At 69.9% G+C, this 2,116-nt stretch carries 2 protein-coding genes; both read left to right on the top strand.

What is annotated here, in order from left to right; translation table 11 throughout:
* Positions 1-197 precede the first annotated feature (197 nt).
* Entirely contained in the window at positions 198-815 is a 618-nt protein-coding gene (locus ACRX5S_RS16970) for a hypothetical protein (protein ID WP_436773771.1), read from the top strand.
* Positions 816-1,024: 209 nt separating this feature from the next.
* Positions 1,025-2,029: a type I glyceraldehyde-3-phosphate dehydrogenase gene (gap, locus tag ACRX5S_RS16965; protein ID WP_436773770.1), complete on the top strand. Its 1,005-nt coding sequence runs from the start codon at positions 1,025-1,027 to the stop codon at positions 2,027-2,029.
* Positions 2,030-2,116 lie beyond the last annotated feature (87 nt).

Below are 2,116 nucleotides of genomic sequence, written 5' to 3'. Positions count from 1 at the left end.
CCCCCCCCCCCCCCCCCCCCCCCCCCCCCCCCCCCCCCCCCCCCCCCCCCCCCCCCCCCCGCCGCGGGGTGCGGGAACTCCCTCGAAATTGCCGACAATTCGGTCATAGGCCAATTGTGGGTGCTTGCGGGCCTGCCCGGCCCGTGCGGGGGCCGCTAGCCTCGTCGTCCGGCACGCGTCCCTGGGAGACGAAACTCGTGAGTGGATACAACGGCCCCGGAAACTACGGGGCGCCGCAACAGGGCCCCTACGGCCAGCCCGACCCGTACGGTCAGCCCGGCCCCTACGGCCAGCAGCCCGGCCCGTACGGACAGCCGGGTCCCTACGGCCAGCCCGGCCCCTACGGCGGCGGCCCCGGCGGCTACGGCCCCTACGGCGGCGGACGCCCGCCACGGGTCGGCGCGGCGCTCGGCGTCGGCCTGCTGGTGGCGCTGGTCGGCGCCGGGATCTACGCCTTCATGATCTCCAGCGGCTTCGACAAATCGATGCGGTCCAAGGTCGATTTCTACGGCTGGATGGCGATCGTCATCGGCATCGCCGTCGGTGCGGCGGTCGGCAAGTTCGGCGGCCGGCACGCGGCGCTTCCGGTCCTGGCCCTGGTCCTCACCGGCGCCGGTGTCTACCTGGCCCAGTACTTCGGCATCGCCATGGGGGTCGCCGACGTCTCGGGAGCTGACCTGTCCGACGTGATCGACAAGTTCGACGTCAACGAAGCCTGGAGCGATGCCATGGAGGAGGACGGCAACGGTGCGATGTTCGGCATCGGCGTCGTGCTCTCCGGCGTGGTCGCGAAGGTCGTCGGCGACCGGTTCTGATCGCGCATACCCGAAACCCGATCGGGGCCCGGTGGCGATGCACCCGCCGCCGGGCCCCTTCGCGTGTCGGTGTCCACGCGGCGCCTGCGTCACGACCGGGACGGACCTCGCGATAGGGTCGGACTTGGTCTCGGCTTGACGATTCCAACCCGTCTGCCGGGAAAAAGACATCAGGGCATCCCTCCGGCGCATCAAGAGGAGATCGGTTCGTGACGATCCGAGTAGGCATCAACGGGTTTGGCCGCATCGGCCGCAACTTCTTCCGCGCGGTTCTGGCCTCGGGCGCCGACGTGGAGATCGTCGGCGTCAACGACCTGACCGACAACGCGACTCTGGTCCACCTGCTGAAGTACGACAGCATCCTGGGCCGCCTCGGCCAGGAGGTCACGCACACCGACGACTCGATCACCGTCGGCGGCAAGACATTCAAGACGCTGGCCGAGCGCGACCCGGCGGCGCTGCCGTGGGGCGAGCTGGGCGCCGACATCGTCATCGAGTCGACCGGCCGCTTCACCAACGCCTCGGACGCCGCCAAGCACGTCCAGGCCGGCGCCAAGAAGGTCATCATCTCCGCGCCCGCCAAGGGCGAGGACATCACCATCGTGATGGGCGTCAACCACGAGAAGTACGACGCCGCGCAGCACAACGTGATCTCCAACGCCTCCTGCACCACCAACTGCGTGGCGCCGATGGCGAAGGTGCTGCTGGAGAACTTCGGCGTCGCCAAGGGCCTGATGACCACGGTCCACGCGTACACCAACGACCAGGTCATCCTGGACTTCCCGCACAGCGACCTGCGCCGCGCGCGGGCCGCCGCGACCAACATCATCCCGACCTCGACCGGTGCCGCCAAGGCCACCGCGCTGGTCCTGCCGGAGCTGAGCGGCAAGCTCGACGGCATCGCGATGCGCGTCCCGGTCCCCACCGGTTCGGTCACCGACCTGGTCGTGGAGCTGGAGCGCGAGGTCACCCGGGACGAGGTCAACGCCGCGTTCCAGAAGGCCGCCGAGGGCCAGCTCAAGGGCATCCTCACCTACACCGAGGACGAGATCGTCTCCTCCGACATCGTGACCGACCCGTCGTCGTGCACCTTCGACTCGGGCCTGACCATGGCCCAGGGCAAGCAGGTCAAGATCGTCGGCTGGTACGACAACGAGTGGGGCTACTCGAACCGCCTCGTCGACCTGGTCAAGTACGTCGGCGCGCAGCTCTGAGAAGACTGCCCGGGCGGACTGCCCGAGCAGTCTGCACAGCGGCGCCCGGCACGGCCGCCCCGCCCGGGCGGTCCGTGGCGTGTGACC

The sequence above is a fragment of the Yinghuangia sp. YIM S09857 genome, from assembly GCF_051388915.1.
In the GTDB taxonomy this organism is placed as follows: Bacteria; Actinomycetota; Actinomycetes; order Streptomycetales; family Streptomycetaceae; genus Yinghuangia.
The sequence above is the reverse complement of the archived record's forward strand: the minus strand, read 5'-3'. Positions and strand labels throughout refer to the sequence as shown.